The sequence below is a fragment of the Pseudoalteromonas sp. 13-15 genome (assembly GCF_001468205.2).
GTDB lineage: Bacteria > Pseudomonadota > Gammaproteobacteria > Enterobacterales > Alteromonadaceae > Pseudoalteromonas > Pseudoalteromonas marina.
Genome location: NZ_CP019162.1, coordinates 2,976,351 through 3,002,916, shown reverse-complemented (window position 1 = coordinate 3,002,916; position 26,566 = coordinate 2,976,351). Strand labels below are relative to the sequence as shown.

General features: G+C 41.4%; 27 protein-coding genes, 3 tRNA genes and 1 riboswitch. Of the genes, 11 read left to right on the top strand and 19 right to left on the bottom strand.

Going from position 1 to position 26,566, the window contains the following annotated elements; translation table 11 throughout:
- Positions 1 to 5: 5 nt before the first annotated feature.
- The 3 genes from ATS72_RS13880 (at position 6) to ATS72_RS13870 (ending at position 1,409) form a co-directional block, all read left to right on the top strand.
- Positions 6 to 443 (top strand): transcriptional repressor, encoded by a 438-nt coding sequence (locus ATS72_RS13880; protein WP_033019044.1) that lies wholly within the window; start codon positions 6 to 8, stop codon positions 441 to 443.
- Positions 444 to 516: 73 nt separating this feature from the next.
- Positions 517 to 984 carry a chemotaxis protein CheX gene (locus ATS72_RS13875; RefSeq protein WP_006792077.1) on the top strand — a complete coding sequence of 156 codons (468 nt, stop codon included), beginning with the start codon at positions 517 to 519 and terminating at the stop codon, positions 982 to 984.
- The gene (locus tag ATS72_RS13870; RefSeq protein ID WP_058428331.1) at positions 981 to 1,409 is read left to right on the top strand and encodes a secondary thiamine-phosphate synthase enzyme YjbQ; all 429 of its coding nucleotides are present in this window, start codon (positions 981 to 983) and stop codon (positions 1,407 to 1,409) included. Before ATS72_RS13875 ends, ATS72_RS13870 begins: the two co-directional genes overlap by 4 nt.
- A gap of 224 nt (positions 1,410 to 1,633) precedes the next feature.
- Here ATS72_RS13870 and ATS72_RS13865 read toward each other — a convergent pair.
- The 4 genes from ATS72_RS13865 to orn all read right to left on the bottom strand — a co-directional run bounded on the left by ATS72_RS13865 (position 1,634) and on the right by orn (position 2,708).
- Positions 1,634 to 1,709 (bottom strand) — tRNA-Gly (locus ATS72_RS13865).
- Positions 1,710 to 1,802: 93 nt separating this feature from the next.
- Positions 1,803 to 1,878, bottom strand: a tRNA-Gly gene (locus tag ATS72_RS13860).
- A 38-nt stretch (positions 1,879 to 1,916) separates the two neighbouring features.
- A tRNA-Gly gene (locus ATS72_RS13855) sits at positions 1,917 to 1,992 on the bottom strand.
- 170 nt (positions 1,993 to 2,162) lie between these two features.
- The gene (gene orn, locus ATS72_RS13850; protein WP_008130263.1) at positions 2,163 to 2,708 is read right to left on the bottom strand and encodes an oligoribonuclease; all 546 of its coding nucleotides are present in this window, start codon (positions 2,706 to 2,708) and stop codon (positions 2,163 to 2,165) included.
- A 162-nt stretch (positions 2,709 to 2,870) separates the two neighbouring features.
- On the opposite strand from orn, the gene rsgA reads away from it, so the two are divergent.
- A complete protein-coding gene (gene rsgA, locus ATS72_RS13845) occupies positions 2,871 to 3,929 on the top strand; it encodes a small ribosomal subunit biogenesis GTPase RsgA (RefSeq protein WP_058428330.1) in 1,059 nt (352 codons plus the stop codon).
- 15 nt (positions 3,930 to 3,944) lie between these two features.
- Positions 3,945 to 4,823 carry an archaetidylserine decarboxylase gene (gene asd, locus ATS72_RS13840; RefSeq protein ID WP_006792072.1) on the top strand — a complete coding sequence of 293 codons (879 nt, stop codon included), beginning with the start codon at positions 3,945 to 3,947 and terminating at the stop codon, positions 4,821 to 4,823.
- Positions 4,824 to 4,970: 147 nt separating this feature from the next.
- Here asd and ATS72_RS13835 read toward each other — a convergent pair whose 3' ends face one another.
- From ATS72_RS13835 to ATS72_RS13800, 8 genes are all read right to left on the bottom strand, one after another.
- Positions 4,971 to 5,720, bottom strand: a complete 750-nt coding sequence (locus tag ATS72_RS13835; protein ID WP_058428329.1) for a HesA/MoeB/ThiF family protein — start codon at positions 5,718 to 5,720, stop codon at positions 4,971 to 4,973.
- Positions 5,713 to 7,233 (bottom strand): thiamine phosphate synthase, encoded by a 1,521-nt coding sequence (thiE, locus tag ATS72_RS13830; RefSeq protein WP_058428328.1) that lies wholly within the window; start codon positions 7,231 to 7,233, stop codon positions 5,713 to 5,715. The genes ATS72_RS13835 and thiE overlap by 8 nt, the downstream gene beginning before the upstream one ends.
- 13 nt (positions 7,234 to 7,246) lie before the next feature.
- Positions 7,247 to 8,038: a thiazole synthase gene (locus ATS72_RS13825; RefSeq protein WP_058428327.1), complete on the bottom strand. Its 792-nt coding sequence runs from the start codon at positions 8,036 to 8,038 to the stop codon at positions 7,247 to 7,249.
- Between the two features lie 3 nt (positions 8,039 to 8,041).
- Entirely contained in the window at positions 8,042 to 8,236 is a 195-nt protein-coding gene (thiS, locus tag ATS72_RS13820; RefSeq protein ID WP_006792068.1) for a sulfur carrier protein ThiS, read from the bottom strand.
- Positions 8,237 to 9,244 (bottom strand): FAD-dependent oxidoreductase, encoded by a 1,008-nt coding sequence (locus ATS72_RS13815; protein WP_058428326.1) that lies wholly within the window; start codon positions 9,242 to 9,244, stop codon positions 8,237 to 8,239. It lies immediately after the preceding gene.
- 105 nt (positions 9,245 to 9,349) lie between these two features.
- Positions 9,350 to 11,302: a phosphomethylpyrimidine synthase ThiC gene (gene thiC / locus ATS72_RS13810; RefSeq protein WP_008130246.1), complete on the bottom strand. Its 1,953-nt coding sequence runs from the start codon at positions 11,300 to 11,302 to the stop codon at positions 9,350 to 9,352.
- A 141-nt stretch (positions 11,303 to 11,443) separates the two neighbouring features.
- Positions 11,444 to 11,552: riboswitch (TPP riboswitch) on the bottom strand.
- Between the two features lie 100 nt (positions 11,553 to 11,652).
- Positions 11,653 to 12,051, bottom strand: a complete 399-nt coding sequence (locus ATS72_RS13805) for an META domain-containing protein (RefSeq protein WP_235591582.1) — start codon at positions 12,049 to 12,051, stop codon at positions 11,653 to 11,655.
- 121 nt (positions 12,052 to 12,172) lie between these two features.
- Positions 12,173 to 12,577, bottom strand: a complete 405-nt coding sequence (locus tag ATS72_RS13800; RefSeq protein WP_058428325.1) for an acyl-CoA thioesterase — start codon at positions 12,575 to 12,577, stop codon at positions 12,173 to 12,175.
- A gap of 129 nt (positions 12,578 to 12,706) precedes the next feature.
- Between ATS72_RS13800 and ATS72_RS13795 the strand changes: the two genes are divergently transcribed.
- Positions 12,707 to 14,824 carry a TonB-dependent receptor gene (locus ATS72_RS13795; RefSeq protein WP_235591581.1) on the top strand — a complete coding sequence of 706 codons (2,118 nt, stop codon included), beginning with the start codon at positions 12,707 to 12,709 and terminating at the stop codon, positions 14,822 to 14,824.
- 232 nt (positions 14,825 to 15,056) lie between these two features.
- On the opposite strand, the gene epmA is transcribed toward ATS72_RS13795, so the two are convergent.
- Together epmA and efp are read right to left on the bottom strand one after the other, a co-directional pair.
- On the bottom strand, positions 15,057 to 16,031 hold the full coding sequence (epmA, locus tag ATS72_RS13790) for an elongation factor P--(R)-beta-lysine ligase (RefSeq protein WP_058428324.1): 975 nt from the start codon (positions 16,029 to 16,031) through the stop codon (positions 15,057 to 15,059).
- A 101-nt stretch (positions 16,032 to 16,132) separates the two neighbouring features.
- Positions 16,133 to 16,699, bottom strand: a complete 567-nt coding sequence (gene efp / locus ATS72_RS13785) for an elongation factor P (RefSeq protein WP_006792061.1) — start codon at positions 16,697 to 16,699, stop codon at positions 16,133 to 16,135.
- Between the two features lie 41 nt (positions 16,700 to 16,740).
- Here efp and epmB point away from each other — a divergent pair, with 41 nt between their 5' ends.
- Positions 16,741 to 17,754 (top strand): EF-P beta-lysylation protein EpmB, encoded by a 1,014-nt coding sequence (epmB, locus tag ATS72_RS13780; protein WP_058428323.1) that lies wholly within the window; start codon positions 16,741 to 16,743, stop codon positions 17,752 to 17,754.
- An 8-nt stretch (positions 17,755 to 17,762) separates the two neighbouring features.
- Here epmB and ATS72_RS13775 read toward each other — a convergent pair whose 3' ends face one another.
- On the bottom strand, positions 17,763 to 17,972 hold the full coding sequence (locus tag ATS72_RS13775) for a hypothetical protein (protein WP_006792059.1): 210 nt from the start codon (positions 17,970 to 17,972) through the stop codon (positions 17,763 to 17,765).
- Positions 17,973 to 18,043: 71 nt separating this feature from the next.
- Between ATS72_RS13775 and ATS72_RS13770 the strand changes: the two genes are divergently transcribed.
- The gene (locus ATS72_RS13770) at positions 18,044 to 18,334 is read left to right on the top strand and encodes a hypothetical protein (RefSeq protein ID WP_006792058.1); all 291 of its coding nucleotides are present in this window, start codon (positions 18,044 to 18,046) and stop codon (positions 18,332 to 18,334) included.
- Between the two features lie 40 nt (positions 18,335 to 18,374).
- Here ATS72_RS13770 and ATS72_RS13765 read toward each other — a convergent pair whose 3' ends face one another.
- Positions 18,375 to 18,866 carry a DUF3016 domain-containing protein gene (locus tag ATS72_RS13765; RefSeq protein ID WP_006792057.1) on the bottom strand — a complete coding sequence of 164 codons (492 nt, stop codon included), beginning with the start codon at positions 18,864 to 18,866 and terminating at the stop codon, positions 18,375 to 18,377.
- A gap of 271 nt (positions 18,867 to 19,137) precedes the next feature.
- Between ATS72_RS13765 and galE the strand changes: the two genes are divergently transcribed.
- Positions 19,138 to 20,154, top strand: a complete 1,017-nt coding sequence (gene galE, locus ATS72_RS13760) for a UDP-glucose 4-epimerase GalE (RefSeq protein ID WP_039036351.1) — start codon at positions 19,138 to 19,140, stop codon at positions 20,152 to 20,154.
- A 44-nt stretch (positions 20,155 to 20,198) separates the two neighbouring features.
- On the opposite strand, the gene zapE is transcribed toward galE, so the two are convergent.
- A complete protein-coding gene (gene zapE / locus ATS72_RS13755) occupies positions 20,199 to 21,308 on the bottom strand; it encodes a cell division protein ZapE (RefSeq protein ID WP_058428322.1) in 1,110 nt (369 codons plus the stop codon).
- A 59-nt stretch (positions 21,309 to 21,367) separates the two neighbouring features.
- On the opposite strand from zapE, the gene rsuA reads away from it, so the two are divergent.
- Positions 21,368 to 22,066, top strand: coding sequence for a 16S rRNA pseudouridine(516) synthase RsuA (rsuA, locus tag ATS72_RS13750; protein ID WP_058428321.1), 699 nt, complete (start codon positions 21,368 to 21,370; stop codon positions 22,064 to 22,066).
- A 27-nt stretch (positions 22,067 to 22,093) separates the two neighbouring features.
- On the opposite strand, the gene ATS72_RS13745 is transcribed toward rsuA, so the two are convergent.
- Positions 22,094 to 22,867: a YggN family protein gene (locus ATS72_RS13745; protein WP_006792053.1), complete on the bottom strand. Its 774-nt coding sequence runs from the start codon at positions 22,865 to 22,867 to the stop codon at positions 22,094 to 22,096.
- A 146-nt stretch (positions 22,868 to 23,013) separates the two neighbouring features.
- Positions 23,014 to 25,443: a zinc-dependent metalloprotease gene (locus ATS72_RS13740; RefSeq protein WP_058428320.1), complete on the bottom strand. Its 2,430-nt coding sequence runs from the start codon at positions 25,441 to 25,443 to the stop codon at positions 23,014 to 23,016.
- 154 nt (positions 25,444 to 25,597) lie between these two features.
- Between ATS72_RS13740 and ATS72_RS13735 the strand changes: the two genes are divergently transcribed.
- Positions 25,598 to 26,566, top strand: coding sequence for a class 1 fructose-bisphosphatase (locus ATS72_RS13735; protein ID WP_058428319.1), 969 nt, complete (start codon positions 25,598 to 25,600; stop codon positions 26,564 to 26,566).

The window sequence follows — 26,566 nt, the reverse complement described above, 5'->3', positions numbered from 1 at the left end:
GAATGATGAATATAGAATCACTAGTTAGTAAAGCTAAGCAAGTATGTGACAACCGTGGCGCTCGTTTTACGCCTATCCGTGAAAAAGTATTTCGCTTATTAGCCAGTGCACAAGGCGGTGTAGGTGCCTATGATCTACTAGAACAACTAAAAATCACTGAGTCTGGTGCCAAGCCAGCCACTATTTATCGTGCATTAGACTTTTTAGCCGAACTAGGATTTATTCATAAAATTGAAAGCACCAACGCATTTATGTTGTGTCATCATTTTGATCATATTCATCCCGTACAATTGCTAATTTGCGACAACTGCGGATATGTTAAAGAACTTCACTCTACCGTTATCTCTCATGAGCTAAACAACTTAGCGGCAGAAAGTGGGTTTGTAGTATCAGGGCAAACAATTGAAGCTCATGGTAAATGTGAGTCTTGCAGAGCTTTATAAAAACAAAATAATTCTTTATGGCTATACTAGTAAGTTGTAGCCATTCAATAGCACAAATTTAAGAGTATTCAGTATGAATGTAGAGTTTATCAATCCTTTTTTATCATCATTAATCAACGTGTTAAGCACCATGGCACAAACACAGTTGAAACCTGGTAAACCGCGCATTAAAACTGATGAAGTCGCATGTGGCGATGTATCTGGTTTAATTGGTATGGTTGGCCCGCAAACGCGTGGGTCGTTCTCAATCACATTTGACGAAAGTCTAGCTCTTACAATTATGGAACGTATGCTTGGCGAGCGCCCAGACACTATTAATGAAGAAGTCACAGACATGGTGGGTGAAATCACTAATATGGTAACCGGTGGTGCAAAAAACCTGTTAGGCGAAAAAGGGTTTGATTTTGATATGGCTACACCTATTGTTGTTTCAGGTGCGGGCCATACAATAACACATAAAAGCCAAGGCAAAAAAATCATAATGCCATTTAGTAGCGACGCTGGCACAGCCAATATAGAAGTTAGTTTCGATACACTATGAGTTGGCAACAAAAAACAATTTCACTAAAACCTCGTTCTCGGGGTTTTCACTTAATTGATGATGACGTTTTAAACCAACTCCCCGAAATTGCCCACTATAAAGTAGGCTTACTGCATTTATTTATTCAACACACATCAGCAAGTCTAACGATTAACGAAAATGCCGATCCTACTGTGCGTATGGATATGGAAAGCCACTTCAATAAATTTGTACCTGAGCGACAGCCTTATTATCGTCATGATTATGAAGGCGACGACGATATGCCTGCCCACATAAAAACCAGCATACTTGGTTGTGAGTTAAGTATTCCAATTTCAAATGGATACTTAGCTTTAGGAACTTGGCAGGGTATTTATTTAGGAGAGCACCGCGATGCTGGCGGTGCAAGGCGCATTATAGCAACTATTCAAGGTGAGCTGCTTTAACTGAAATTTCAAAACTTCTCAGTCAAAAAGTATCCCCCCCTCTTAATTCAACTATATGACCTCAGGATAAAATATCGCTTTATTAATGAAAAGCTGGCTCTGCGCAAAAGTGATAAAGTCAAATAATCAAAGCCTGAATGCTGAATATTATAAATAGGAAAAATTAGGTAATAACGGTTTGAATTATGCTTTTTAATGTAGATATTTTGAAGGGATAAAAATATTGGAGCGGTACACGAGGCTCGAACTCGTGACCTCGACCTTGGCAAGGTCGCGCTCTACCAACTGAGCTAGTACCGCATTTTTACTTCTTTAGTTATTTTACGTTGGTGCGCGACAGGTCGCGTTCAACACTCTAGCAACTGAGCTAGTACCGCATTTTTGGTTAGAAATTGGAGCGGTACACGAGGCTCGAACTCGTGACCTCGACCTTGGCAAGGTCGCGCTCTACCAACTGAGCTAGTACCGCATTTCTAAATTTTAACTCCAATTTCTTTGGTGAGAAATTGGAGCGGCACACGAGGCTCGAACTCGTGACCTCGACCTTGGCAAGGTCGCGCTCTACCAACTGAGCTAGTGCCGCATTATGGTTAGTCAGTAATTTGTCCGTTGGTGCGCGACACGTCGCGTTCAACATTCCGGCAACTGAGCTAGTGCCGCATAATCGCTTGCTCAAGCGCACTAACCCCGCGGGGGTTATCGTCTTGAGCGGGGCAGGATTCTACAATAATACGATGTGTTTGCAAGTGTTTTTTACAAATTAAAGAATTTTTCTCTGTATACCTTCAATTCCATAATCGAATCTTTAATGTCGTCTAAGGCAAGGTGAGAGCCTTTTTTATTTACTTGAGCGAGCACTTCTGGTTTCCAACGTCTAGCAAGTTCTTTAATCGTACTTACATCAAGGTTGCGGTAATGGAAAAAATCTTCGAGTTCACGCATATATTTATTCATAAAGCGTCTGTCTTGCCCAATTGAGTTACCGCACATTGGGGATGCACCTGCTGGCACCCATTGCTTTAAAAACTCTAATGTTTGCGCTACCGCATACTCTTCATCAAACGTACTTGCTTTACAACGCGCAGTTAAGCCTGATTTACCGTGCTGAGTAGTACACCACTCATCCATACCATTAAGTAATTCATCGCTTTGATGAATAGCAATAGTTGGCCCCTCAGCTAATATATTAAGGTCTGCATCAGTGACAACAGTTGCAATTTCAAGTATTTTATCGGTCGCAGGTTCAAGTCCGGTCATTTCCAGATCGAGCCAAATTAAGTTTGATTTATTAATAGTCATAATTACCTTAAACGGTGCTTTTCTTTAGATCCAACGCATTTCGATATATCATATTAGCATCAACCGTCGAGCTAAAGCTTTTTTTATACCAACTCGGTTAAGTATTATTGCGAATTGGTATTATGCTCAAAGCCGACATTTAAACAAGGTTATAGGCCAAACGTGGCAAAACAGAAAAAATTAAGTAAAGGCCAATCGCGTCAGATCAAGGCCAATCATCAAAAGCGTATTAACAGCGCAGGTTCAAAACCAGCTAAAAAAGGTGCCCAAGAGTGGCAGGCAGATAATTTAGGTCAGGTTGAAAGCGCCATTGTGATCAGTCGATTTGGTCAGCACGCTGATGTTGAAACGCAAAATGGAGACGTGCTTCGCTGTAATATACGCCGAACGGTATCTAATTTAGTATGTGGCGACGAAGTGTTATTTCGTCGCGCTAAAGTAAGCGAGGGCGATTTAGCTGGAGTTATTGAAGCAACACAAGAGCGTCGCTCGCAACTTACTCGCCCCGATTTCTACGATGGGGTAAAAGTAATTGCTGCAAATATTGACCAAATACTTATGGTTTCTGCTGTATTACCTGAGTTTACCCCAAGTATTATTGATCGCTATTTAATTGCCTGTGAGGACATGGGTATTGAGCCTATTTTAATCCTCAACAAAATCGACTTAATCGATGAAGCCGGCCTTAAAGATATTCAAAACGTGCTCGATATTTATCGCACATTAAATTATCGCGTACTGCTTGTCAGCAATATAACCGGTGAAGGAATTGATGAGCTTAAAGACATGCTTGTTGGTAAAAATAATATTTTTGTAGGTCAAAGTGGCGTGGGTAAATCAACCTTAGTAAATACTGTACTGCCAAATGCCGAAATATTAACGAAAGAGGTATCCGAAAATAGTGGCTTAGGCCAACACACCACAACGGTATCACGCCTTCATCACTTACCCACTGGCGGTAACTTAATTGACTCGCCGGGTATTCGTGAATTTGGGTTGTGGCATTTAGACGTTGAGCGTGTGACTTGGTGCTTTAAAGAATTTAGAGAATTTATAGGTGGATGCCGCTTTAGAGACTGCAAACACTTAAATGACCCGGGCTGTATAATTAAAGAAGCCGTAGCCAATGGCGACATTTCACAACTACGCTTTGACAGCTACCACCGAATTTTAGAATCAATGGCCGATGGCCGTGCCGGCGCTCGTGCGCCGCGTGTATAATTAAGGAAAAATACCGTGAGCTTAGACAAATTTAAAATCGCAATGCAGTACGCAATGCCAAAACACTTTATTTCGCGCGTTGTGGGTAAATTAGCAGCTGCAAAAGCCGGTGCGTTAACAACAACGCTTATTAAACTGTTTATCAAGCAATATAAAATAGATATGAGTGAGGCTAAATATTCAGACCCGTCTCATTACAAAACATTTAACGAGTTTTTTACTCGTCCACTCAAAGACGGCGTTCGTCCAATGGTTGAAGACGCTGATACAATAATTCATCCAGTAGATGGTGCAATTAGCCAGCTAGGCGACATAGTTGATGGACAGCTTATTCAAGCCAAAGGCCACGACTATAGCTTGCAGGCACTTCTGGGTGGGTCTGAGGACGATACTACTGCGTTTTTAGGTGGTAAATTTGCAACTATTTATTTAGCACCGAAAGATTACCACCGTATTCATATGCCTATTGATGGCACATTAAGCAAAATGATTTACGTACCGGGTGATTTATTTTCGGTAAATCCGCTTACAGCGCAGAATGTTCCCAACTTATTTGCGCGTAACGAGCGTGTAGTGGCTATTTTTGAAACGGAAATAGGTCCACTCGCTATGGTATTGGTAGGCGCAACTATTGTCGCTAGCATAGAAACTGTTTGGGCCGGTACTGTTACTCCACCAGCAGGTAGTGATGTATTTAGTTGGAATTACCCGACCAGCGGTGAAAACGCAATCACACTTAAGAAAGGCGAGGAAATGGGTCGCTTTAAATTAGGCTCAACGGTAGTGCTTGCATGGGGTGCTAATAAAGCAAACATACTAGACGATCAACTACCAGAAGTGGTTACTCGCTTAGGTACTGCGTTTGCAAAAATTAAAGAAAGTGAAGAGCTATAAGTTTTTAGTTTTTAGTTAAAGATTAAAAGCACCGCGTTTATGGCAAATGCGGTGCTTTTTTATTGGTAGACAATGAGCTTGCTCATGTTAGAAGCGCAGCTTCTCATGGCTTAATCCCAAGTTTAGCCCCGCGAATTACCTCTTATTTTATCCACCACACTCTTTACAGTTTAAATCTTTAACTACTTTAAAATGTTGCTGCTTTAAACTCAGCGCATCAAAGGTAATAAATACACTCCCCTCAACATGCCCGAGTAAAAAATTAAGCGTAAGTTGTGCCTGCATAGAACCAACAATCCCTAATAAAGGGCTTATTACCCCCGCATTACTACAATTAATAGCGGGTGCTTCACTCGTTTTTGGAAAAATACAGCCGTAGCAAGGGCTTTGAGTCTGTGTAAAGTCAAAGCCCATTAACTGCCCGCTTGTCGCGATAGCAGCGCCAGCTATTAAACGCGTTTTATTCGCTAAGCAATACCGGTTAACTGCATAGCGCGTGGTAAAATTATCTGAGCAATCAAGTACTACATCGGCATTGCTTAAAAGCTCAGCGCAATTCTCGTCATCAAGCTTTTTACTGTGCGTCACTATGTGTATTTGATTATTGAGGCTCGTTAATACTTTACCAGCGGCCGCTACCTTGCTTTGTCCTAAATGATTAACTTTATAAAGCACTTGGCGCTGTAGGTTTGAAAGCTCAACGGCATCATCGTCTATTAAAATAAGCGTTCCAATACCTGCCGCCGCTAAATACAAAAGTGCTGGACTGCCTAAACCGCCTGCACCGACTACAGCAACAGTGGCAGACTTTAGTGCTAACTGCCCTTCTAGCCCCACTTCTTTTAATAATAAGTGGCGGCTATAACGCAGGGTTTCTTTATCGCTGAGCTTATCCATTTGGCTGGTTTATAGCGCTTTGTAGCGAGCTAATAGCTGCAATATAGTCATCCGCTTCACTAATGGCCCTTACTACCGCAACACTACCGACGCCTGTATTAGCAACTTCATTTGCGCGGGTTAAATCAATTCCGCCAATGGCAACCGTTGGGTAACTTTGCATTAATGGCACACACTTTTTAAGTTTATCGAGCCCTTGTATTTGCCCTGTCATATCTTTGGTCGTGGTAGGATAAATTGCACCAAATGCCATGTAACTTGGTCGGTAATTATGCGCACGCAGCATTTCATAAAAACCATGAGTCGAAAGCCCAAGCCTTAAACCCGCCTCTTTAATGGCGGCTAAATTAGCAATGTCTAAGTCTTCTTGGCCTAAATGCACGCCATAAGCACCGTGCTTTATTGCTAACTGCCAGTAATCATTTATAAATACGTGAGCGCGGTACTTTTTACCCAGTTCAACAGCCTGTTTTATGAGTTCATCAAGCTCAGTTTTATTTTTAACACGTAATTGCGCTGTTTTGATCCCTTGCTGTAAGCACTTTTCTAGCCAGTCATTACTATCAACAACCGCGTACAAGCCTAATTGTTTACTTTCACAAGGTGCAAAATCAGCGGCCATATTAAACTCAAGCGGCACATCAAAATCAAGTTCATCACCAAGCCAGCTACCTGGCTCTATAACTTGAGGATAGTCATCTAAATGTGTAGGAAATGATGTTTGCGCTACAGGCCCTATTCCTTCACCGTATCTAACCGACTGCTTTAAACCTTGGTTTATATAAGCTTTGGCTAAAATAAAGGCATCTTTTAGTGGGTAATCTTTTGCTAAACACGCTGCAATAACCGACGCCATACTGCACCCCGTACCATGGTTGTGTGGGGTTTGAATTTTTTTATTACCTAGCCAATATTCTTCATTATTTTGTATGCAGTAATCAATACAGTAACCACTAGGGAAATCCCAATGCCCACCTTTAATAACCACTGACTTTGCTCCCCAACTTAGCAGTTTATTTGCAGCGTCTTTAACGGCGCTTGGGCCAATTAAATATACGCCGGTTAATAATTGAGTCTCGTGCGTGTTAGGTGTTATTACATCCACCAGCGGCAATAAGCACTCTTTAATAGCGCTTACGGTATCTTCTTCGGTTAATACATCACCGCTTGAGGCAATAGCAACGGGGTCGTAAACAATCACTGGTGGAACTGGCCATTTAGCTTTGTAGTGGCTTATGTGTTCACTGATTAATTGAATTTGCTGCACATTTGCTAACATGCCAATTTTAATTACTTTGCCCTTCATGTCTTTTTCAAGTGCCAAAAGCTGTGATTCAATAATATCGGTAGATACCGCATTAATAGCTTCCACACCTAAACTATTTTGCGCCGTAAGCGCAGTAATTGCGGTACAGCCATGTACACCAAAACTTTGCATCGCCTTTATATCGGCTTGAATACCTGCGCCACCGCCAGAATCAGATCCGGCAATTGTCCACACTACGTCATTCATATATTTTATTTCCTTACTGCTGATGCCAAAACGGCATGCCCATTGTAGGAGTTGAGGGTGCTGCGAGGTCTTTTTCGGGCATTGCTTTAGCGTTATACGCAAAACGCCCTGCCTCAACCGCCGCCTTAAATGCACGGCTCATAGTTATTGGGCAACCTGCCCCAGCAATGGCTGAATTTAATAATACAGCATCATACCCTAATTCAAGCGCTTGGCAGGCATGCGACGGTAAACCTAACCCTGCATCCACAATAAGTGTTGTATTTGGTAAGCGCTCTCGAATCGTTTTTAAATTGTAACTATTTAACAAGCCTTTTCCTGTACCTATTGGTGCCCCCCATGGCATAAGCACTTCGCATCCTAGGTCATTTAAACGCTGACAAAGCACTAAATCATCGGTGCAATAAGGCAGTACTTTAAACCCATCGTTAATTAGTATTTCTGTGGCTTCAAGCAAAGCAAATGGATCAGGTTGCAAGTTATAGTCATCACCTATCAGCTCAAGCTTAATCCAATCGGTAGCAAATACTTCACGACACATTTGAGCAAGGGTTACCGCTTCTTTTACACTGTGGCATCCGGCCGTATTGGGCAATATTTTTAAACCCGTATTTTTTATCAATTGCCAAAAGTCATCACCTGCTTCTGCACTTTGCTGGCGCCTTAGTGATACCGTGACAACCCCCGCACCGGACGCTTTAATTGATTGCGTCATAATATCTGGCGATGGATACAAAGCGGTGCCAATTAATAATCGGCTATTAATTGCTTCACCATAAATATTTAGCGTGTCTTTTACTTGCATGCGCTACCCACCTTGAATGGGCGATAACAATTCAATGCTATCCCCTTCATTTATAACAAAACCGTTATGCTGACTTTTTGGTATAAATACGCCATTCACAGCCACCGCATAAGGGGCAATTGCTCCATATTCTTTCAATATCTCAAGTAACGCATGAGAGGTTAAATCTAAAAGCTCACCGTTTAACGTAATCTTCATTTAATTCTCACCTATGTACGATAGCGCTTGTACAACAAGAACAGGGGCTAACATATAGCCATGACGATATAAGCCATTAATGCTAATAACATTTCCTGATTTTTTCACTTGTGGTCTGTTGTCACTAAACGCAGGCCGAAGCCCTGTTTGAACCCCTAATAAACGCCCTTCTGCAAACCCACTATGCACCGTGTAAGCTGCCGACAATAGTTCTAGTGTTGAACGTACAGTGGCTGGGCCGCTGTCTTGCGATTCAATTTCAGTTGCACCAATGACATATTCATTATTAGGTTTTGGTGCAATATAAATAGGATACCGCGGATGCATTAATCGCACTGGACGCGTTAAATTAACTTCTGGCGCATAAAGTCGCGCAACCTCACCTCTTACGCCACGAAGCAGTTGCTCTTTTTTTGCGCCAAGCCCTCTGCAATCAATAATAAAATCAAACGGGCGATTATTAATTTCACCATTTTTAATAGTTACCCGCTGATTAAACACAAACTTTACTTTTCGCCTGTTAAGCATGCTGTAGCTTGCCTTATAAAAGGCCTGGTTATCTATTTGCCCTTCACAGGGTAAAAACACACCTTGGCTAAAACGATTCGCAAGCTCTGGCTCTAACTGCGCTATTTTCTGAGCATTTAAAGCCTCAGCATTGTGCCCAGCTATGGGTTTTATTCGCTGGGTAAAGCTTTGAAGGTCGCCTTTATCTTGCTGATGTGCAACCACTAATGTGCCTTGCTGCTGAAAAAACACATCGTGTTCAAGCTCTTCTATTATTTGTGGCCAGCGATTAATCGAATTCAATCCCATTTGCGCTAAATCGGCTTCACACAATACCGACTCAGCCAATGGCGCAAGCATAGCTGCTGCAACTTTGCCTGCGCTATTGAGAGCATGTTCATCATCGGCCTCAAACACACTCACATTGTGCTGCTTACTTAGCTCAAGTGCAGCAAGCCTTCCTGCTAAACCAAATCCAACAATGGCAATATGGTACTGCATAAAAAATCCTTCATTGGCTGGCCGCGAGTCACAAACTACATGCAATCTTGTGCTAAGGTAGCCACCTCATTGCACGTAGATAGATATCCGCAGCCTAAGGTCGAGTTATATCGCTTTATGATAAATTTCAGAGCCCGTTTGCTTAAACTCCTCTGATTTAGCTTTCATTTGCGCTTCTACATCAATCATTTTAATTTCAATAGCCTCACCTGCGTTATTGGGATCAATACCACGCTCCTCTAAATCGTTAGCGTAATCGCGTACTTCTTGGCTGATTTTCATAGAGCAAAATTTAGGGCCACACATAGAGCAAAAATGAGCTACTTTGCCCGACTCTTGTGGCAGTGTTTCGTCGTGATATTCGCGGGCACGTTCAGGGTCTAAACCAATATTAAATTGGTCATGCCATCTAAACTCAAAACGCGCTTTTGACAAGGCATTATCGCGCTCTTGCGCGCCTGGGTGTCCTTTAGCTAAATCGGCGGCATGCGCTGCAATTTTGTAGGTAATTAAACCTTCTTTGACGTCTTCTTTATTTGGTAAGCCTAAATGCTCTTTTGGCGTTACATAACACAACATAGCACAGCCATACCACGCTATTTGCGCCGCTCCAATGCCCGATGTAATGTGGTCGTACCCTGGTGCAATATCGGTTGTTAGTGGGCCTAGAGTATAAAATGGCGCTTCGCCACAATGTTCTAGTTGCTCATCCATGTTGGCTTTAATCATGTGCATTGGCACATGCCCTGGCCCTTCAATAAATACTTGTACGTCATGCTTCCATGCTATTTGTGTTAGCTCGCCTAATGTACGTAACTCACTAAATTGTGCTTCATCGTTTGCATCAGCAATAGAGCCTGGGCGAAGGCCATCGCCTAATGAAAAACACACATCGTATTGTTTTAAAATTTCACAAATATCTTCAAAGTGCGTGTATAAAAAGTTCTCTTTATGGTGCGCTAAACACCATTTGGCCATAATAGAGCCACCGCGCGACACAATACCTGTAACACGTTTTGCCGTCATCGGTACGTAGCGCAAAAGCACACCGGCATGAATAGTAAAGTAGTCAACGCCCTGCTCTGCTTGTTCAATTAAGGTATCGCGGAATATTTCCCACGTTAAGTCTTCAGCTACACCGTTTACTTTTTCAAGGGCCTGATAAATAGGCACAGTACCAATGGGTACAGGCGAGTTACGTACTACCCACTCACGTGTTTCGTGAATATAGCGCCCTGTTGATAAATCCATGACGGTATCGGCGCCCCAACGAGTCGACCACACCATTTTTTCTACTTCTTCTTCAATAGATGAAGTGACCGATGAATTACCTATATTAGCGTTCACTTTAACCAAAAAGTTACGGCCCACAATCATTGGTTCGGTTTCTGGATGGTTGATATTGTTAGGTAAAATTGCGCGGCCGCGTGCTATTTCGTCACGTACAAATTCAGGGGTTATAAAATCGGGAATACTCGCGCCAAACGACTCACCCTTATGCTGCGCAGCTAATAACTCTTCTCGAATCTTTGCACGCCCCATATTTTCTCGCACTGCAACGTATTCCATCTCTGGCGTTACAATACCTTGGCGGGCGTAATGCATTTGTGTGACATTTTTGCCCGCTTTACCACGGCGAATTTTTGGTAGGTGATCAAATCGAATATGATCAAGTCCATCATCAGCCATACGCTGCTGTGCAAACTGCGAGGTGACCGAATCGAGTACTTCTGTATCGTTGCGCCCTGCAATCCATTGCTCACGAAATTTTGGTAACCCTTTGCGTACATCTAATTCAAAATTTGGGTCAGTGTACGGGCCCGATGTATCGTAAACACGAAGGGGCTCATTAGATTCATACACCGGATTTTCGTCGGTGCCACCAATAAACGTATCACTGAGTGTTATTTCGCGCATACCTACACGCACGCCTGGCTGGCTACCTTCAACGTACACTTTTTGAGAATTTGGAAATGGCTGCCCTGTTAAATTATAAATATATTCAGATGCAGCTGCGCGCGTTTCGCGACGCGATGATTTATTTGTAGTGTTTGACATGACTTACCTCATAACTAAAGGGTTGTCTTGTCAGATATTCCAAAAGGAATAGAGAAAGATCGTAAAGTAGCTTCATGCCACTTTGCAGCCTAAAATGGGTATCGCTTTATTGCACGCATAAAAAAAGACGCACAAGCGTCCCGTTTTAGGCAGCTTGTTCCCTACGCAGGTATTAACCTGATCAGGTTCACGGATCCCGCTTTCGCGATCTCAGCCTAAGCAACATACTTAGGCACTCCGACAAGTATATAAATTGTTCGTTGATTTAATAAACAATCTTATTAAATCTGCGTTGAGTGTACGCCAGTTAAAAAAGACCCGCAAGGGGTCATTTTTTAAAACTCTAAAATTTATTTAGCAACAAATACAAACTTTTGCTCGCCTTGCATAACTAATTTTTGACCTTGCATGCTAAGCGTTGCACCTTGCTTTAACGTTTTTAAAAACTGCTGTTCAAACTTATCTGTTTTTTCGCCGCAAGATTTTCGGGTCATTCCAACTTTTTGCACACTAAGGCTACTTTCGTTAAGTTCACCCTCACCAAAAAATCGGTTACATCCTGCAAATCCATTTACTTGAAGCGCTTCTATAAAGCTAACGGAGGCCGTGTATTGTTCCTCTAAGGCTAAATCATCAATTGTAGATAACTGCCATTGTGTGTATTTTAGCTGCTCACTGGTAACGGTCCCTGTTGATGCGCAACCAACACATAAACCGATTATAAGCATCGGTATTGCTGCTAATTTCATACTGCTACTAACTCATTGTCTAATTAATGTCATAATAACAATATTTATGCGATTTATCCGTTAAATTTGCATGTTTTAAATGTAATTTTTTGTTCATAAAACGTTATTTATAGAATATGAGTTAGCCTAAATCATTATTGTTGAATAGGGTTTGCATTTCGGGTGGTAAAAAAGGACGCCCTTTTTCGTTCACGGCAGTACCTATTACTTTTGCTTTAAGCATCACTTGCTGGTCGTGTTTACGTACAATAGTTTGCTCAAACGCAAACTTTAAACGACTAAGACGAACGGGCTTTACAGACACATAAAACTCATCTTCTGGCACCAATGAGTGCTTGTAGTCGACTTCACTACGAATCACAACTAAATTAACCTTTTGCTTAGCAAGTAATGCAAAGTCAACACCGTTCGAAAATAGGAATTCATGGCGGGCATGTTCTAAATAATTAAAATAAACACTGTTATTAACGATCCCTTGTAAATCGCATTCGTAATGACGTACTTTAAAATCAACTTTAAAAGTCATATTAGTAATCCTAGTTTTTTTACGTATAATCGCTGCGTTATAACACAGGTATAAAAATAATTACTAGGGTCAGTTTGTCTTTTAAGATTAAGACTTAAAGGTCAACAGACCCCAGCATAAGCCCCTAAAATGGAGTTAAGTAACAAAATGAACTTACGTTTGTCTTTAATCACTGCCGCACTTTTGCCGCTAATGAGCGCCCCTTTTTCAGCTAATGCTGATGATAGCGACATAGAAAAAATAGTGGTCACCGGTGACTTTCAACGAGAAACTATTCAAACTTTAAGTGCCAGTGCAAGTTTACTCAGTGAAGAAGAAATAAGCCTACGTGGTGCAAGTTACTTAGACGAAATATTAGGCAGTGCCGCTAACGTAAACTTCACTGCGGGTGCGTCTCGTGGGCGTTTTATACAAATTCGTGGCGTGGGTTTACGCTCACAATTTGTTGACCCTATTAACCCTTCGGTTGGTTTAGTTATTGATGGCATTAACTACTCTGGCCTTGGTGGCAGTTCATTATTATTTGATATTGACCAAGTAGAAATTTACCGTGGACCTCAAGGAACACGCTTTGGTGCAGACGGCATGGCCGGTATGATCCAAATGCAATCAGCTAAAGCAACTAGCGATCCGAGTTTAAAACTGCACTTAGGTGCTGGCACATACAACAGCCATGAAGCAGGCCTTGCAGCAAGCACTGGTTTGACTGACGATACAACGGCTCGTGTTAGTTACTTTCGCAGAAAATCTGACGGCTACGTAGACAACTTATACTTGAACGAGTCGACACAAAATCAAGACGAGCAAGTTGCACGCTTTAAGTTAAACTCTCAGCTTACTGAAAACCTAAACACTGAGTTAAATTTTCATTATATTGATATAAACAATGGTTACGATGCCTTTACGCTCGACAACAGCCGCGACAGCGTTGCGGATGAACCAGGTCAAGATAACCAAAAAAGTTACGCGGTAGGTATTGCTAACACTTACACGGGTTTCGATAAATTTGATGTAAGCCTTAATGTTTCAGCAATCGATAGCGAGTTACTTTATAGCTACGATGAAGACTGGGTTTGTAATGATATTAACGAGCCGCAACTTTGTGCTGCAGGCTTACACCCTTGGGGTTACAGCTCTACTGATATTTACAATCGCGATCGCGATGACCAATCAGCTAACTTACAGTTTAACGATAAAACCGGTAACTGGGTTGCGGGTCTTTATTATCAAAACCGCGATGTTGATTTAGAGCGCCAATACACATGGCTTGCAAGCCCATTTGCCTCTACTTATGAAACCAGCAATATTGCATTGTATGGCCAAGTAGCAACCCCTATTGGCCCAAAAACCACTTTAATAACAGGCCTACGTGTTGAGCAATACCAAGGTGATTACACCGACAGTAACGGTTTTATACAAGAAACCGACGATGTTATGCTCGGTGGTAAAGTCGCGCTTGAGTATCAAGTAATAGATCGCACTATGATCTACGCAAGTATTACGCGTGGCTACAAAGCCGGTGGTATTAACTCAGAAGCGCTTGCAAAAGCAAAAGATGAAGGCCTAAACCTAGACGCTAACTTTTTTCAACAGCACACCAGCTTCGACCCTGAATACTTATGGAGCGGTGAGTTTGGCGTTAAAGGATCATCACTCGATGACGCTTTAACACTTCGCCTAGCGGCATTTTATATGCACCGCGACGACATACAGTTAAAAGCATGGCAAGTTGAAGGCCAGCAGTTTACAGGCTACGTTGATAACGCAAGCTCTGGTAGTAACTACGGCCTTGAAATTGAAGGTAACTACCGACTCACCGACAACCTATTATTAACCGGTAGCGCTGGTTACTTAGACACAGAAATAGATAACTTTGTAACGCAATCTGGTTTAAACCAAGATGGCCGTGAACAAGCCCAATCGCCTAAGTACCAATATGCATTTACTGCACGCTACAATTTTACCAACGCTTTTTATGCCATGGTGGGTATTGAAGGGAAAGATGATTACTACTTCTCAGACAGCCATAACTCAAAAGCGCCTAACAGCAACTTAGTTAACTTAAGCTTCGGCTACGACGCTGACATGTGGTCAGTTCATGCATGGGCACGCAATGTGTTTGATGAAGCTGTGCCGACGCGTGGTTTTGAGTTCGGTAACGACCCACTTGATGGCTACGAAACGCATACCTACACACAATTAGGTGAGCCAAGAGTAGCGGGTATAACGTTTACATTAGAGCTGTAAGTTGTCAGTTGTCAGTTGTCAGTTGTCAGTTGTCAGTTGTCAGTTGTCAGTTAAAGATTAAAAAACACCGCGTTTAATTAAAGCGCGGTGTTTTTATTTGTAGACGTTGAGCTTGCTCACGTGAGAAGCAACGCTTCTAATTACTTTAATTTAAGTACAATCGATATAATCAAACAACCTTTCAAAACCTTGCTTTAACGCGCCAGCAAGCTTTACGCTTACAGGGCAAGTATCAGGCTCTATCTACATCAAAGGCAATTACATCTTTAATTGTGTCTTTGTTAGTTGCTAACATTATCAGCCTATCAATCCCCAATGCTACGCCTGAACATTGCGGTAAACCGTGCTCCAATGCAGCAATTAAGCGCGAATCCATCGGAACTTGTTTTAAACCGTGCGCTTCACGATACTGGTTATCTTCATCAAAGCGTTTAGCTTGTTCTGTTGCGTTGGTTAGCTCGTTAAAGCCATTCGCAAGCTCCATATTTTTATAATAGAGTTCAAAACGACCAGCGACTCGCTCATCGTGTTCACAAATTTGCGCTAATGCCGCTTGTGAGGCAGGAAAGTGATAGACAAAACAGGGTTTAGTTTGCCCAATGCTCGGCTCTACTTTCATACAAAATAACAGCTGTAGCAAGGTATCTTTATGAGTTTCGTTTTTAGCTATGTCAGCAAAGCCGTGCTCACAAGCATGCGCCTTTAGTTGATCCAAAGATGCTGTCAGTGGATCCAGGCCTAATACTTGTTTAAATGCATCCTTATAAGTAATACGCGTTGCTTGCTCCACATTAAGTACACACTGCATTAGCTCATCCATTTCATCCATCAATGCAAATTCGTCAAACCCAGGGCGATACCACTCAAGTATCGTGAACTCAGGGTTATGATGGCTGCCCGCCTCTTCATTTCTAAATGCTTTGCAAAGCTGAAAAATAGAACCTGAACCAGCCGCTAACAAGCGTTTCATTGCAAACTCGGGGGATGTTTGTAAATAAAGAGGCAAACCACTAGCATGCCCGGGGCCCATAAATGAAGTATTAAAACTTGCCAAGTGAACATCAGTGACACTAGCAGCACTTAAGCTCGGTGTTTCTACTTCCATTACATCTCGCGCGTAAAAAAATTCACGAATCGTGCGTAAAATTTCTGCGCGTTGTTTTAATGTTTTTATATTTGCGCTGGGCGCCCAAAGTGTTGCTGACATATTTTCTCCAAAAAAAATCCCAGCATAGGCTGGGATTTATACCAATTCGCTTAATTAAGTGATCTATTTTGCGAATTGGTATTATTAAGCTACGTTAAATATTACTTAACACGGCCTACGTACTCACCACTGCGGGTGTCTACTTTAATTACTTCGCCAATTTGAACGAATAACGGAACACGAACTACTGCACCCGTGCTAAGCGTTGCTGGTTTACCACCCGTGCCCGCTGTATCACCTTTTAGGCCAGGATCTGTTTCAGTGATCTCAAGCTCTACAAAGTTTGGTGGAGTGACTGCAATTGGGCTGCCATTCCATAGTGTAATAGTACATACATCGTTTTCAACTAACCATTTGCCAGCATCGCCTAATGCTTTCTCGTCAGCAGCAATTTGCTCAAATGTTTCGTTATTCATGAAATGCCAAAATTCACCGTCTGTATAAAGATACGCTAAGTCCGTATCCATAACATCAGCACCTTCAACCGATTCACCTGATTTAAAGGTTTTTTCAAGTACCTTGCCAGAAATAAGCTTGCGGATACGAACACGGTTAAACGCTTGGCCTTTACCAGGTTTTACCATTTCATTTTCTAAGATACTGCAAGGCTCGCCGTCCATCATAATTTTTAGGCCGCCCTTGAACTCGTTGGTGCTATAATTCGCCATCGTTTCCTCTATTTTAATTTTTTCGAGTAATCTACGTGCCAATGATACAAAGAAATGAAGCAAATTTGCATAAAAACTGGCAAAAAGAATTAGCAAATGTAGTTACCTGTCCAAAAACCTTGCTTGAAATGGTTGGTTTATCGAGCCAAGTCCATGAAAACGACCTAAAAGCTCGCAGTTTATTTCCGGTACGGGTGCCAGTGCCTTTTATAAAAAAAATGCGCAAAGGTGATGCAAACGATCCTCTATTGCTGCAAGTTATGCCTCGCCATCAAGAGTTTTTAAAAAAATCGGGGTTTAATAAAGATCCTTTGCTTGAGCAAGACAACGATCAACCCGGGATTTTACATAAGTATAAATCGCGTGTTTTAGTTATGTTTAAAACCGGTTGCGCTGTAAATTGTCGGTATTGTTTTAGACGTCATTTTCCGTATCAAGAAAACCAACTTAATAAAAAAAGCCTGCTAGATGCCCTTAGCTATATAAAATCAGATACCAATATAAACGAAGTGATCTTAAGTGGTGGCGACCCGCTTATGGCCAAAGACGATGCCATTAGCTGGTTTTTAGATGAGCTTGAAAAATTACCGCAAATAAAACGTATGCGAATACACAGTCGTTTGCCTGTCGTAATACCTGCGAGAATTACTGACGAGCTATGTGCCCGCTTACAAAAATCACCACTAAAAATTGTATTTATAAACCATATAAATCACGCCAACGAAATAGATGATGAGTTTAAAGCCGCAATGCAAAAGCTTAAACATGCAGGCGTTATGCTATTAAATCAAGCGGTTATTTTAAAAGACGTGAACGATACGGTTGACTCACAAATAAATTTAAGTGAAGCGTTATTTGATGCCGACGTGCTGCCGTATTATTTGTATTTGCTAGATAAAGTTGAAGGCGCAAGTCACTTTGATATTAACGAAGAGCAAGCAATAAAAATAATGGCAGAGCTTTTAAAAGCTCTGCCCGGATTTTTAGTGCCTAAATTAGTAAGAGAAATAGGCGGTCAAAAAAGTAAAACCCCTATAGATCTCAAACTTATTTAGGGCGACATTTAAACGTATACGTTTATGTTATTACCAAGTGTTGCAGTCACCGATTTAGCTGGTGTTTGCGCACTTGATGATTGCGCAGCACCTTCAATTAGTGCAAGCGCAGCTGCGCCGTCTGCCTGTTGCTGTTTTTTAGCCAAAGAAGCGCTGTAAACTTCACCACTTTCGCTAGCCCCTGACATAACGGGTAAACTTGAACCTGATATATTCATATTACTAACCTGACTTTTAAATGTAATCCACGTATTATATCGGCCATGCAGTACAAAGCTTTAGGAAAACCATGGATTCTATAATTGAACAACTCAACGCTAACTTAAAAATTGTTTATCGTCAGGCACTTGATGCCGACAAAAAACTAGACGAATTACAACAACAAGGCCATGGTAAATTTAAAGCCTTATTTGGAAAAGACGCTGGTTTTGACTTTGAAGCAAAGCGTTTCAAACCCTATGTACTAGACGTTGCAGCCGACGTAGAAAGTTTATCAACCGATGGCTTTAACGAAGAAAAGTTAAAAGCAACCGTCATTAAATTACAACAGTTACTCACTTTACTTGCCACGTTTAAATAACCAAAGTTAATCACTTGCCGCTCTTAAGCGGCAAGTTAACTCAATCAATACTTGTTAATACTTGTTCGCCAAACCACTGTGTGAGTAATCTTTTTTCGTGGTCAAATGACTCCTCTCGGCCTCTTCTTATTCTATCCATAAAGCCCATGTCTTTGAGTTCAACATCATTTGCTTCACTTATTACATCGCCTTCTTTATTAACTAACGAATAGTTCAGGTTAATACGTGGGAAAAAAATAGGTTCAACAACGCGTATTTCACTTGTGCCACTAAAACGTACATCACCAGCTAAATCAACATCTGTAATTTCGACATTTAGCTTATAATCTTTTGGCAGTTGCTCAGCAAGCTTGGAAAAATGTTTTTCAAACTGCTTAGTAATTTGCTTATGGTAAGACGCTTTAGTTTGGTTTGATGCACGCACATCGCGATAGTCTTTAAAGTCATGCCACTTAACTGCAGACTCGCCAGCATGTGTAAATAGTGGCAATACAACACACAGTGCCATTGAAATTTTTGTAACTGAGTTCATAGCTATCTCCAAAAAGTAATCCATAACACAACGTATATGGTGTGGCTTTGTTGCTTACCTTAATTAAATAATCCTAACAGATATATATTAACTATAACTTAATCATAGTTGTTAAATGTAATTATAAACGAACAAAATGTAATCTGATGTACCTTTTAAAACTACTTTAAACCATCTTCTTTGCAAACTAAAAATTAAATATAAAGCATGTAAACTATGCCATTTTATGTTGAAATTAAAACAACTGAATAAAGAACCCTACGGAGCTTTAATGACTATTTTAGTAACCGGTGGCGCAGGCTATATTGGCTCGCATACCGTTTTAGAACTTTTGCAACAAGGAAGTGATGTTGTTGTTATAGATAATTTAGCAAATTCATCGCAAGAGTCTCTGGCTCGCGTTAAACAAATTACGGGAAAAGAAGTAACTTTTTATCAAGGTGACATACTCGATAAAGCTTTTTTAGATTCAGTATTTGCAAAGCATACGGTTAACAGCGTTATTCATTTTGCAGGCTTAAAGTCGGTTGGCGAATCGGTTGCTAAACCAGTAGAGTATTACCAAAATAATGTACAAGGCACTTTAACCTTAGTTGATGCAATGCGTGATGCGGGCGTTTTTAAGTTAGTGTTTAGCTCATCTGCCACCGTTTATGGTGACCCGGCAAGTTTACCTATTAAAGAAGACTTTCCTGTTGGTGGCACAACTAACCCATACGGTACCTCAAAATTGATGGTAGAAATGATGCTCCAGGATATCGCTAAATCTGACGAGCGCTTTGCGTTTGCTATTTTGCGTTATTTTAATCCTGTAGGTGCTCACGAATCGGGCCTAATTGGTGAAGATCCTAATGGCATTCCTAATAATTTATTACCATTCATTGCTCAAGTAGCAGTGGGTAAACTCAAGCAGTTAGCCGTATTTGGTGATGATTACGACACCATTGATGGCACAGGCGTACGCGACTACATTCACGTTGTAGATTTAGCTATTGGCCACTTAAAAGCGCTTGATAAAATAGCTACAAATACGGGTGCACTTGTATATAACCTTGGCACTGGTAATGGCTATTCTGTTCTGCAAATGGTTAATGCATTTATTAAAGCAAGTAACCAAGCAGTACCCTACCAAGTATCACCTCGTCGCCCTGGCGATATTGCTGCATGTTACGCCGCACCAGAAAAAGCCCTTAATGAGCTGGGCTGGGAAGCTAAACGCGGAATTGATGCCATGATGCAAGATACATGGCGCTGGCAGTCAAACAATCCAAATGGCTACAGTAAGTAAAGTAATTAGATTTGCGCTTAGCCATAAACCGTTAAGCGCGTTTTTTACCAATTTTGCATTTCTACTAGCCGCGATTGCGTTCGCGCATATTCAAAGCTTAGCTTTTTACCCACATATAAATGCTCTATATTTACCTGAGCATTTATGATCAGCAATTTTTGACAATCATAAAATTCATCCACTAATGCAATAAAGCGCCGAGCTTCGTCGTCTAAAGTGTGTTCTTCAAGCGTTTGCTTTTCCCGTTGATAGCTATCTTCTATTCCATGCACGATCGTTTTACCCGTTGCGGTTTCACCCATTTTAGGCACTTTATTAACGTACAACACATCAAACTGGGATGCTAAAAACATATAGTCGTTTGCACTACGTGGGCCTGAACATAAAGCCATAAAATCAATGATTACGGCTCTAGGCGCTTTTAATTGGTAGCTAAGTTTACGGCCGTGAATCGTAATTACATCTGAAAAAGTAACCTGTGAATTCGCTTGCACAAAAATAGCTTTAAAATCATCACTCGGTAAGTTGATATAATAGTGGCGGCTATTTTTACCATATCTAAAGCGATGATCTTCCCCACCGGCCACATTGACTATATGGCAGTGGTTGTTAATTAAATCGATAGTAGGTAAAAATCGCGCGCGTTGCAGGCCGTTTCTATAAAGCTGTTCTGGTTTTGCATTAGAGGTGGCCACCAGTACTAAACCTTGCTCAAACATCGCTTTAAACAATCTAGCCATAATCATGGCATCGCCAATGTCGCTGACAAAAAACTCATCAAAACATAATACTTTAATGTTTTTAGCCCATTTTTTCGCTATCAATGTAAGCGGATTAGCGTGGCCTTGTAGCTCAGCTAATTGACTATGAACATGTGCTATAAAATGATGAAAGTGAAGTCGCTGTTTTTTTACCACTGGCACATTGTTATAAAATAAATCCATTAACATTGATTTACCGCGCCCTACCGGCCCATACAAATAAACTCCATTTATATTTGGTGTTTTTTGCCACCATTTTACCGGTGTCTGAAGTTGTAGGCTTAAGGTATTTAATGCCATAACCGCACGTTGCTGGGCAGCATCGTACGTCAGCTCACCAGAGGCCACTTTGGCCTTATACAGGTTTAAAATTAGTGTGCTGTGCACTGTCATGGTATTTCACTATCGGCTATAATCGCGCCCATTGTAGCCGACTAAAAATGTGAACCAAAATGAAATTCCCTTGCCGTTTAGATAAATTTATTAGCCACTTAGCAGAAGTACCGCGCACGCAAGCTCGCGCCAGTATTAAGCGTAAAGAAGTAAGCGTAAATGGTGAGGTGATCACAGCACATAACTTTCAGTTAGCAAAAGAAGATGCCGTATTACATAACGGTGAGCCATTAGTATTTTTAGGTAAACGTTACTTTATGCTAAATAAGCCTGTTGGTTATGTGTGCGCAAATAGTGACGACTTACACAAAACAGTTTTTGACTTACTTGATGAGCCAAATATGAGTGACTTTCATGTGTCAGGTCGATTAGATATAGACACAACAGGCTTAGTCATAATCACTAACGATGGCGACTGGTCACATAAAATTACCTCACCACGCAGTAATAAATTTAAAACATACCTAGTTGAAACCCAAGAACCAATTACCGACGAAGCGCTTGAGCAATTACGCGAAGGCGTTATGCTACACAATGAAAAAGATGCCACCCGCCCTGCTATTGCTGAGCGCTTAGCTAACTACGGTTTACGCTTATCAATTAGTGAAGGAAAGTACCATCAGGTAAAGCGCATGCTTTACGCCGTTGATAACAAAGTGGTTGAATTACACCGTGAGCAAATTGCGGGTATTAAGTTAGATGAAAACTTAGCGCCAGGCGAATACCGCTTGTTAACCGAGAATGAGATAAAACTATAGGGCGGTCTGATCACGAACCACTTTCCCTTACGATTTAATTTGCACTAAATCAAAGTCTGCCATGCCCGGTACAATCGCTTGTAAGCGAGATTCGGTGACATCTAAGGTGTTGAGGTATTCGCAATATTCTGATGCTTTTAGCTCTAATTGGTCTGCTTTTTTTTGCAATGACTTATCAATCTCTTTCGTGATGATATCCATGCGTTGACCCATATCGTTAATGCGATCCTCAATATTGCCTTCACGCGATTTAAACGCATCCCCTAAAGACACTAAAATAGCACCTAACGAGCCATGAACCGCCGAGTGGATTTTTTGGCTTATTTCTTTTGTAAAAAAGTCATCAATTTGAGAAAGTGATTGAGGAGCTATAAAAAAAAAGTCGTCGCCTCGCTTAAACTTATCCATCAACGCGCGTTCTACGTATTGTAGTTGGGTTTTAAGTACTTCAGGCTCTTTATCCGACATGCCCTCAACCACCTGCTCAATAGCACTCAGCCCTAAATTAACACCGTCGGTGGCTAAATTTACAAGTTCGGGTACTGTTTGGCGAATGCCTTGGCTAAATTGCTCCAGTACTTTGCTTTCATCTTCACCTAAATCGACCCAATAGCCACGAATAAAGAGCTGGGTATTGTTGTTAATTTGCACTCGTGTTTGGCCTTTATCAACAATTCGTATTACGTCATCGGTAATAATTAGGCCATGTCTGAGTTCAACATCACACGGTTTTTGAGCAAAGGCAGCGGTACTTGAAAGTGCAATGGAAAGCGATAAAATCGCACGAGATAAAAACGCCATATACACCTCAAAAGACAAAAAATGGAAGGCAAGTAGGTTAACAAAAAACCAATTTTATGCAAGAAAAAACAGCGTTTGATACTATCGAAGCGCTGCTTATAAAGGCGTTTAAAGCTCAGGGCGTGTTAACCTGCGCCCTTATAAAATTAAATGGGTGAACCTGGCGGTATAGGCAGAACCTTAAAGTTATTAGGCCACTCTCCATTGGCTAAAAAGTGTTTTACCTGCACTGCTAGATATTGCTTAAATGCGCTTTCACCGGTGCTTGTATTACTCAGCATAGTGTTTTGATTAAAGTCGTCACTTAGCTTAACTAAGTAATAACGAAGTTGGGCCTGTACCTCTGGGCTTACATTATTATTTGCCACTAAGTCAGCAAAGGTTTTTGCTGTTAAAAACTGTATACGCTGGGTTATTTTGCCTTTCATTGTATCGGGCGACGATACATTATAAACATGGCTATACAACTTCTTTAATAACGCATCTAAACTGTAAAATTGGTTATTACGGGCTTGTTGTTGCGCTAAACGATTTAAGCGTTGTGGATTAAGCAACAACGATAAACTATGCTGCACTGCCACCTCTGGTAAAGCCATTGCATCAAGTGTTAACCCGGTACGCCCCACTACGCTTTCGCGCGATTTAGACTCACCATATGCTTTTGGCGGAATTAACGATAATACCGATTCAGGTATAACTAAATTTTTGGCTGTAAGTGTTGCTAAAATGGCATTAACTGCATCTTGTTGCACTTGCTTATCAACAACCTGAGCGCCTTGGACAGGCTCATCTCCGCGTGTTTCATATTCGTAATTTACACCTGCAATTAACTTAACCACAGACTCAACTTGAAAACGATGAAATAAATAAAGTGGCACAAGCTTTTCTTCTAACTGAGATAGCGCAACACCGGACTTAATATTATTAATACCAAATTGCGAAAGTGCCTTTTTACGCACATCTAAAACACGTAAAAGCTCTTCTGATGGGTTAGCGCCGTTATCCCATAAGTGAGCCGTTGGATGAGCGCCCCCTTTAGCCCGCGCGTCAGAATCTGAAATAAACGCTAACCCTTTGGCTTTATTCTCTTTTAAAATTGCTGCCAGCTCTGCGCTTTCATCTTGATTGGTAAAGTCGCTATAACCGTATTTAATTACCTGGGTATCCCATACGCCCATACCTGTTGCATAGCCTCGTGTTACATCAAGCTTGCCTTGTTCATTAAAGCTCAATAATGGGTGCGGGTAATCCATTACTGAGGCTCTATCACTTACTGATGCCGCAAAGTTATGGGCAATACCTAATGTATGGCCAATTTCATGGGCACTTAACTGGCGAATACGATCAAGCGCCATAGCGTGTAAGTTTTTAGCAACTTCATCTCCTTTAAAATAAGGAGCAGCCAGCGCTTCTGCAATTAAAATATCTTGGCGGACACGAAGCGATCCTAAGGTTACATGGCCTTTTAATATTTCACCGGTGCGCGGATCAATAACTGAGCTTCCGTATGACCAGCCACGTGTTGCCCTATGTACCCACTGAATTACGTTGTAACGAATATCCATGGGATCAACATTGGTTGGTAATACTTTAACAATAAACGCGTTTTTATAACCTGCAGCGCTAAATGCAACATTCCACCACTTACCACCTTCAAGTAAGGCGCTTTTAACTGGCTCTGGTACACCGGGATCTAAATAATAAACAATAGGCTCAACCGGCTCGCTAATAGGTAAGCTCGGATCTTTTTTTGCTAAACGGTGACGCGGTATATAACGAACATACATCGACTCGCCTAAAGGCGCTGCGTAATCTTTGTGTTCAATGCTCCAAAAGCCCGATTGCGGGTTAAATTTACGTGGTATGTAATTATCATCTGGTAATTGAATAAGTGAATGGTGCATATGTACGGTAACAGTGTATGGGTCGGCGCTAACTTGGCGTACAAACTTACCCGGCTTTGCGCCTTTAAATGTAAGCACGGCTTCCAGTTCGGTGTTTTTTACAAAGGCTTTTGAACGCGCCATGTAAACCGCACTTCGTGATTCATCAAGGTTAAAATTCCCCTGCTTACGGGCAGCTAGTGTACGGCTTACTCCATGTACATCGCTCAATAAATAAGGTGTGTAATCAATAAGTGCCGTGTTTTTGTCTTCAGCAACCACTTTAAAGCCCGCCAATATGCTTGATGCAAATGCCTCTTTGATACTTTGCTGCTCGGCTTTGTTATTAGTGTTAGCACGGTAGTAAGTATTTACAGCACGCAGCATAACTTTATCGCCAAAGCGCTCAAACTGTACCAAATGCGTGTTGCCAAGCTGGCCTCGATCAAGTCCAATATCGTTTGACCCAATCCCGTATGGCAAACTTTGTTGTAATAAAAACTGCTGCTCAAACTTATCTACCTTTAAATACACTTTGCCGTTTTGAGTATCGTAATAAAACGAGTAATACCCCGGAAAGTGGTTCATTTGTGTAGTAAATTCATCAATTGACTTAATTGCTGCGTGCGCTTGAGTTATGATAGAGCACAACACAGTAAAGAGTATGTAACTTAGTAGTGGTATTTTTTTCATAATCTTATCTTTGTTATAGGCGTTTTAGGTACGATTAGGTGCCCCCATTATAGGGCGGTATTTAAACAATACAGATATTTAAGACGAATTTCAGCGCTCTAAACTAATCTCTCTCACATTATGATTGGTTTTAACACGTTATCAGGAAAATAGAATGCGTAGACTCCCTCCAGTATTGCTAGAAGACGGTTGCCCAAGAGAACTATTATCATTAATCCGAACTATTTTAGCGGCATGTAAAGAAATATCGTTTCGTGTTGGTCAAGGTGCGCTTTCTGGCGTATTAGGCTCAACACTTGATGAAAACATTCAAGGCGAAACGCAAAAAAAGCTCGATGTATTATCTAATCAGCTATTAAAAGATATTTTACTGGAGTCGGGCACAGTTAAAGCCATTGCCTCTGAAGAAGAAGATTACACCGTTGCAGGAAACCCCGACGCTAAATATATTGTGGCATTTGACCCACTTGATGGGTCGTCAAACACCGATATTAACTCGCTGGTAGGGACTATATTTTCAATTATGGAAGCGCCTGAAGGCTCAGATGCAGCAGACGAAAGTATTTTTATGCAACCTGGCCACAAGCAAGTTGCGGCAGGTTATGTACTGTACGGCCCATCAACAATGTTGGCGCTTAGTACAGGTAAAGGCACACGCATGTTCACCCTTGATAAAACCCAAGGGAGTTTTTTACTAACAGAAGACTTTGCCACTATACCTGCAGATACAAACGAGTTTGCGATTAATGCGTCTAATCAGCGTCATTGGCAACCCGCTATGCAAAACTACATAAATGATTTACTGCAAGGCGATACCGGCCCGCGCGCTAAAAACTTTAATATGCGCTGGATTGCCGCCATGGTAGGCGATGTTCATCGCGTACTAAGCCGAGGCGGTGTATTTACTTACCCAACTGATACTAAAGATCCTAATAAACCCAATAAACTGCGTCTGCTTTACGAAGCAAACCCAATGGCTATGCTAGTAGAACAAGCCGGCGGCATTGCCTCAACAGGCTCTGAACGTATTATGGATATTCAGCCAGACGCTATTCACCAGCGTGTAGCGGTTATTTTAGGATCTAAAAACGAAGTAGAAACCTGCTTGGGATATCACAAGTAA